The 5,438-nt window shown below is 37.6% G+C and carries 6 protein-coding genes; 2 read left to right on the top strand and 4 right to left on the bottom strand.

What is annotated here, in order from left to right:
* The coding region (locus VLB74_RS10765) for a hypothetical protein (RefSeq protein ID WP_325203462.1) at positions 1-373 on the bottom strand (373 nt) is incomplete at its 3' end.
* A gap of 2 nt (positions 374-375) precedes the next feature.
* Entirely contained in the window at positions 376-1,320 is a 945-nt protein-coding gene (locus VLB74_RS10760; protein ID WP_325203461.1) for an ABC transporter ATP-binding protein, read from the bottom strand.
* 98 nt (positions 1,321-1,418) lie between these two features.
* On the opposite strand from VLB74_RS10760, the gene VLB74_RS10755 reads away from it, so the two are divergent.
* On the top strand, positions 1,419-2,090 hold the full coding sequence (locus VLB74_RS10755) for an outer membrane beta-barrel protein (protein ID WP_325203460.1): 672 nt from the start codon (positions 1,419-1,421) through the stop codon (positions 2,088-2,090).
* A gap of 76 nt (positions 2,091-2,166) precedes the next feature.
* On the opposite strand, the gene VLB74_RS10750 is transcribed toward VLB74_RS10755, so the two are convergent.
* Both VLB74_RS10750 and VLB74_RS10745 read right to left on the bottom strand, forming a co-directional pair.
* Positions 2,167-2,853, bottom strand: a complete 687-nt coding sequence (locus VLB74_RS10750; RefSeq protein ID WP_325203459.1) for a YiaD family glycine zipper/OmpA-like lipoprotein — start codon at positions 2,851-2,853, stop codon at positions 2,167-2,169.
* Between the two features lie 26 nt (positions 2,854-2,879).
* On the bottom strand, positions 2,880-3,395 hold the full coding sequence (locus tag VLB74_RS10745) for a hypothetical protein (RefSeq protein WP_325203458.1): 516 nt from the start codon (positions 3,393-3,395) through the stop codon (positions 2,880-2,882).
* 155 nt (positions 3,396-3,550) lie between these two features.
* Between VLB74_RS10745 and htpG the strand changes: the two genes are divergently transcribed.
* On the top strand, positions 3,551-5,431 hold the full coding sequence (gene htpG, locus VLB74_RS10740) for a molecular chaperone HtpG (RefSeq protein ID WP_325203457.1): 1,881 nt from the start codon (positions 3,551-3,553) through the stop codon (positions 5,429-5,431).
* Positions 5,432-5,438: the final 7 nt, after the last annotated feature.

Raw genomic sequence — 5,438 nt, 5'->3', positions numbered from 1 at the left:
CTTTTATAGTTTTCATTTTCTGATTGCGTTCCATCGAAAAAGTAGCTGTCTTACTGTCGATGTACTCATAAATCTTTAATGCTTTATAGCGATAATCATCCGAATTTATTTTTGCTAAAATATCAGCGAACAATTCAAGGTTTTCGACACTGAAATACTCCTTTTGAAGTAAAAAAGCAACCACCTCTTCTGAAGTGAGTTTTTCAATTTCTTCTAAATCAAAACCGAGAGTTTCCTTTAAATCGGTATTAATTTCTATAACTGTTTTGGAAATATCTTCATCAGAATTACTACCCGTTAATTTTTCAAACACCTTTCTGAGAAAGAATCCCAACTGGTTTATCTGTTTCGTTAATAAGTCTTCTTTTGCCATGATTAACTCATCATTAAAGTAACTTCATCATTGATTTCCAACTCGGTTTCGTGTTCGAAGAAAATCACTTTACGGTCTGAAACCGCTTTAACCAAATAATGACTTCCTTTATAATAACACTGTCGGACAATGGCTTTCAAAAAACCGTTTTCTACAACTTTTAACTGATGCGGGTACAAAAACAAGGTTTTATCATCATCTACATCATCAACCAATTGTGAAAGCTGCAACTCATTAACCTCACCAAAAAGAGAAGCCACATACTTACTTTCAGGATTGTTATAAATGGTGGCAGATGCTCCTCTTGCTACAATTTTACCGTTTCTCAAAACAACAGTTTCGTCTGAAAAGGAAAGTGCGTCAACACTATCGTGCGTTGCAATTATGACGGTAATTTCTTTAGACTTCAGATAAGCGAATAAATTTCTTCGAAGGGCATTTTTTCTAAAATTATCGATATGACTAAAGGGCTCATCCAACAACAAAACCTCTGGTTCTAAAGCTAAAACTTTGGCTAATGCAACACGCTGTTGCTGTCCTCCGCTGAGAAATTGTGCTTTTACATTGGCAAATTCGGTCATCTCAACAATTTCAAGCAGTTCCTGGATTCGTTGTTTTTTTTCTTCAGGATAAAAATTGGAAAGATATTTACCGACATTTTCAGCAACGGTTATGTAGGGCATCAGGTCGAAATCCTGCGCCAGGTATTTCATAAAAGGCATCCCGGCCACTAAATTGAATTTAGGTCCCAGAACTTCGGTTTCATTCCAAAAAATATGGCCTTCATCTAAATCATGTAAACCATAAATCAGTTTCAAAAGCGTACTTTTCCCGCAACCGCTTTCTCCTAAAACAGCTACATTCTTACCTTTTGGGACAGTAAACGCGATGTTGTGAATGATTTTTTTTTCCGTGTATCCGAAGGAAATAGTTTTAACCTGTAGCATTGTTCTGTATTAGTCTGCAAATTTAATCGCTATTGAATTATATCTGAATTTATTGAGTATATTTTTTTAAACAAATCATAATCAATATTTAAAACTTTATGTCTAATATTGCAGACTATTTAACCTACAAATCCAACAAATGCATGGAATTCCTAACTAAAAAACTGACGTTAGCTCTACTGCTTGTCTCGTCTTTAACTTTTGGTCAACGTGTATATAATAACGTATCGATAGATGTCGATTATGGTATATCTGGAGTCAAAGACCCTGAACTTATTGATCCGGTCCATTACGATTTTGGTGTGAGATACATGTTTGGAGATACCTGGGGAATTAAACTGGATTATGGTTTCGACAAATTCAGAACCCAGAAGTCACCCATAGAAATGGGACTTAACTCACACAGAATTTCTGCTCAGGCTGCCTGTAACCTGACTAATCTTTTGGATCCGAGAAGTTACTTTTATAACCGTGATTTCAATGTACTTACCCATGTGGGATTAGGGTATACAGTCCAAAAATCGGTAACACTTCCCAGAGCGGGTAATGATGAAATCGGACATATAATTTTTGGTATCAATCCACAGTATTCCATTACCGACAACCTTGCCGTTGGAATCGATTTTACCGGATTGGTTCATTTTTCCCAGCATTTTTGGTTTGATGGAAAATACACATACACTGACCCTGTCTTTAACGGAACCCCGAACGGAACATCCACACTTATCTACAATTTAAGTTTAGGATTATCGTATACTTTTGGAGAATAAGTCATAAAGATGAACATTATACAATAAAAAAATCCCGATTAATCGGGATTTTTTTATTGTTATAAATGATAGCTGATTAATTTCCTGCTTCTTTTTTAGCTTCCTGAATCATTTTTTCATTAGCCGTAATTGCGAATTCCACGCGTCTGTTCATGCTTTGACCTTCTTTGGTGTCATTCGAAGCAATTGGCTGCTCCATTCCCATACCTTTGGTAATAAATCGTGTTGGCGCCAATCCTTTTGAAATCAGGTATTTTTTAACCTCATCAGCTCTTTTTTGAGACAGGGTCAGGTTATATTCCTTTGCACCAACGTTATCGGTATATCCGTAAATATTGATATTGGTTTCGTTGTATTCATTAAAAATCGGTATCAACTTATCCAGATTTGCCTGAGCTTGCGGCGTGAGTGTCGACTTATTAGTGGCGAAACGAATCGCATCTTCTTTTAAAGTAATATGTATTGCCTCTCCTACTCTTTCTACATCAGCACTTGGTAAAGCTTCATCAATGGCACGGGCCTGTTTGTCCATTTTATTACCGATAATCGCTCCGGTTCCACCACCTACAGCGGCTCCAATGGCAGCTCCCCATGCAGCTCCTTTAGAACCACCTGCAAGCGCACCTATCCCGGCACCTAGAAGAGCACCACCTGTCGCTCCGTATACTGCTCCTTTTTGCGTATTGCTTGCTGATTTACAACCCGTAAACAACGTACCGATCACAAACAATATCGTTACTACTGTTAATTTAAATGCTCTCATAATAACTCTTTTTATTTTTTTAATAATTAATTTCTCTGAAAATAATAGGTCACATTTTTCTTCTGTCCTGCTACATCGATGACATCCACCAATTCAAATGAATTTTCTGTTGCATTCTGGAAAGCAGAGTAATAACCCTGTGTCTGGTTTTTGGCTTTCGTTCCTTCACTTATAAATTTTAAACCAAATTGCCCTTCTTTACTGACCTGCCATTTAATCGCCGACGTAAATGCCGGACAACCCGACTGGTTTAAAGTAACCGTACCGGTGTTGTTATTCTGAACAAATGTCCACGCGCTGCCTTCAAAACACTTTGGATCGGCAACACCAAAAGCATTCACCTTGAAGTAGCCACTTCCCGGAAAATCAACTTTGACAATTTTCCAGTTTCCGTTCAGATTTTTCTCCGCTTTTGTATCCAGTTTTGCTGCATTGGACGCACTTGCCGTTGCAGGTTTTGGAGGTTTTTCAGCGCTACCACTTCCTGATTTACAGCCAATTGCCAATGCTAAAACACAAATTAAAAGACCAATTTTTTTCATACTTCTCTTTTTTTAATATCGTTTTTTAAAATTACAAAAAAATCTGAAAAACACTATGCTTTTCCCAAATTATGAAAGTGTCATTTTGACAGACAACCTGTAATGGTATATTATTTGCAAAACCACTTCGAAAATAATTTAAAAATATCATACCTATGACAACAGGAAAAATTAACGTATCGGTTGAAAATATCTTCCCGTTAATCAAAAAGTTCTTATATAGTGATCACGAGATCTTTCTTCGCGAATTAGTTTCAAATGCGACAGATGCCACTCTAAAACTTAAACATCTGACCAGCATTGGTGAGGCTTCAGTGGAATATGGCAATCCAATCATCGAAGTAAAAATCGACAAAGAAGGCAAAAAAATACACATCATTGATCAAGGATTGGGAATGACTGCCGATGAAGTGGAAAAATACATCAATCAGGTAGCTTTTTCAGGCGCTGAAGAATTCCTTGAAAAATACAAAGATTCGGCTAAAGACAGTGGCATCATCGGGCATTTCGGTTTAGGTTTCTATTCGGCTTTCATGGTAGCTGAAAAAGTGGAAATCATCACTAAATCCTATAAAGACGAACCGGCAGCTCATTGGACATGCGACGGAAGCCCGGAATTCACTTTGGAGACAGCTGACAAAACATCCCGCGGAACCGAAATTATCCTTCACATTGCAGAAGATTCATTGGAGTTTTTAGAAGATTTCAAAATTCGTGAATTGCTTACCAAATACAACAAGTTCATGCCTGTGCCGATTAAATTCGGAACCCGTAAAGAACAAAAAGCTTATGGCGTTGGTGAGGAAGAAAAAATGGAAGAAATCGAGGTTGACAACATCATTAACAATCCGTCTCCGGCATGGACAAAACAGCCTACCGAATTAAACGATGATGATTACAAGAATTTCTACCGTGAATTGTATCCGATGCAGTTTGAAGAACCTTTATTCAACATCCACCTTAATGTTGATTATCCGTTCAACTTAACAGGAATTTTGTATTTCCCTAAAATGTCGGCCGATTTACAAATTCAGAAAGACAAAATCCAATTATATCAGAATCAGGTATATGTTACCGATAATGTAGAAGGTATCGTACCTGAATTCCTTACCATGTTAAAAGGAGTGATCGATTCTCCGGACATTCCATTAAACGTATCGCGTTCCTATTTACAGGCTGACGGTGCCGTTAAGAAAATATCAAACTATATTACCCGTAAGGTAGCCGACAAATTAAAATCGTTATTCACGGAAAACAGAGAAGATTTCGAGAAAAAATGGAACGACATTAAAATCGTTTTGGAATATGGAATGTTGTCCGAACCTAAATTCTACGAAAAAGCGGGTGCCTTTGCATTATATCCAACGGTAAATAAAAACTATTACACGTTAGAAGAATTAAAAGAGCTTGTAAAAGACAAACAAACCGACAAAGACGGAAAGCTGATCCTGTTATACGCTTCCAACAATGATGCACAGCACAGTTATGTTGAAGCAGCTGAAGCCAAAGGATACGAAGTGCTTTTACTGGATTCCCCTATTGTTTCGCATTTGATTCAGAAATTGGAAGCAGACAACGAAAACCTTCAGTTTGTACGTGTCGATTCGGATCACGTCGACAGTTTGATCAAGAAAGAAGAAAGTGCGATTTCAAAACTTTCCGATGAAGAACAAGAAAGTTTAAAAACAGCTGTTGAAGGCATCGTTCCTGCGACAACTTATACGGTACAACTGGAATCTTTAGACAGCAAAGCGGCTCCATTTATGATTACACAACCGGAATTCATGCGTCGTATGAAAGAAATGAGTCAGACCGGTGGCGGCGGAATGTTCGGTATGGGTAACTTCCCGGAAATGTACAATCTGGTGGTGAACACAAATTCGGATTTGGCAACTTCTATCTTAAATGAAAAAGACAAGCCAACCCAGGAAAACCTTGTAAAACAAGCGTTGGATTTGGCAAAACTGTCGCAAGGCCTGCTAAAAGGCGAAGACCTGACCGCTTTTGTAAAACGCAGTTTTGATTTAATCAAATAAAAAACAA

This window comes from Flavobacterium sp., from assembly GCF_035456225.1.
GTDB lineage: Bacteria > Bacteroidota > Bacteroidia > Flavobacteriales > Flavobacteriaceae > Flavobacterium.
The sequence above is the reverse complement of the archived record's forward strand: the minus strand, read 5'-3'. Positions and strand labels throughout refer to the sequence as shown.

Coding starts and splice junctions, on each gene's coding strand:
- VLB74_RS10760 (WP_325203461.1), bottom strand. CDS start 1,320: ATGCTACAGGTTAAAACTATTTCCTTCGGATACACGGAAAAAAAAATC.
- VLB74_RS10755 (WP_325203460.1), top strand. CDS start 1,419: ATGTCTAATATTGCAGACTATTTAACCTACAAATCCAACAAATGCATG.
- VLB74_RS10750 (WP_325203459.1), bottom strand. CDS start 2,853: ATGAGAGCATTTAAATTAACAGTAGTAACGATATTGTTTGTGATCGGT.
- VLB74_RS10745 (WP_325203458.1), bottom strand. CDS start 3,395: ATGAAAAAAATTGGTCTTTTAATTTGTGTTTTAGCATTGGCAATTGGC.
- htpG (WP_325203457.1), top strand. CDS start 3,551: ATGACAACAGGAAAAATTAACGTATCGGTTGAAAATATCTTCCCGTTA.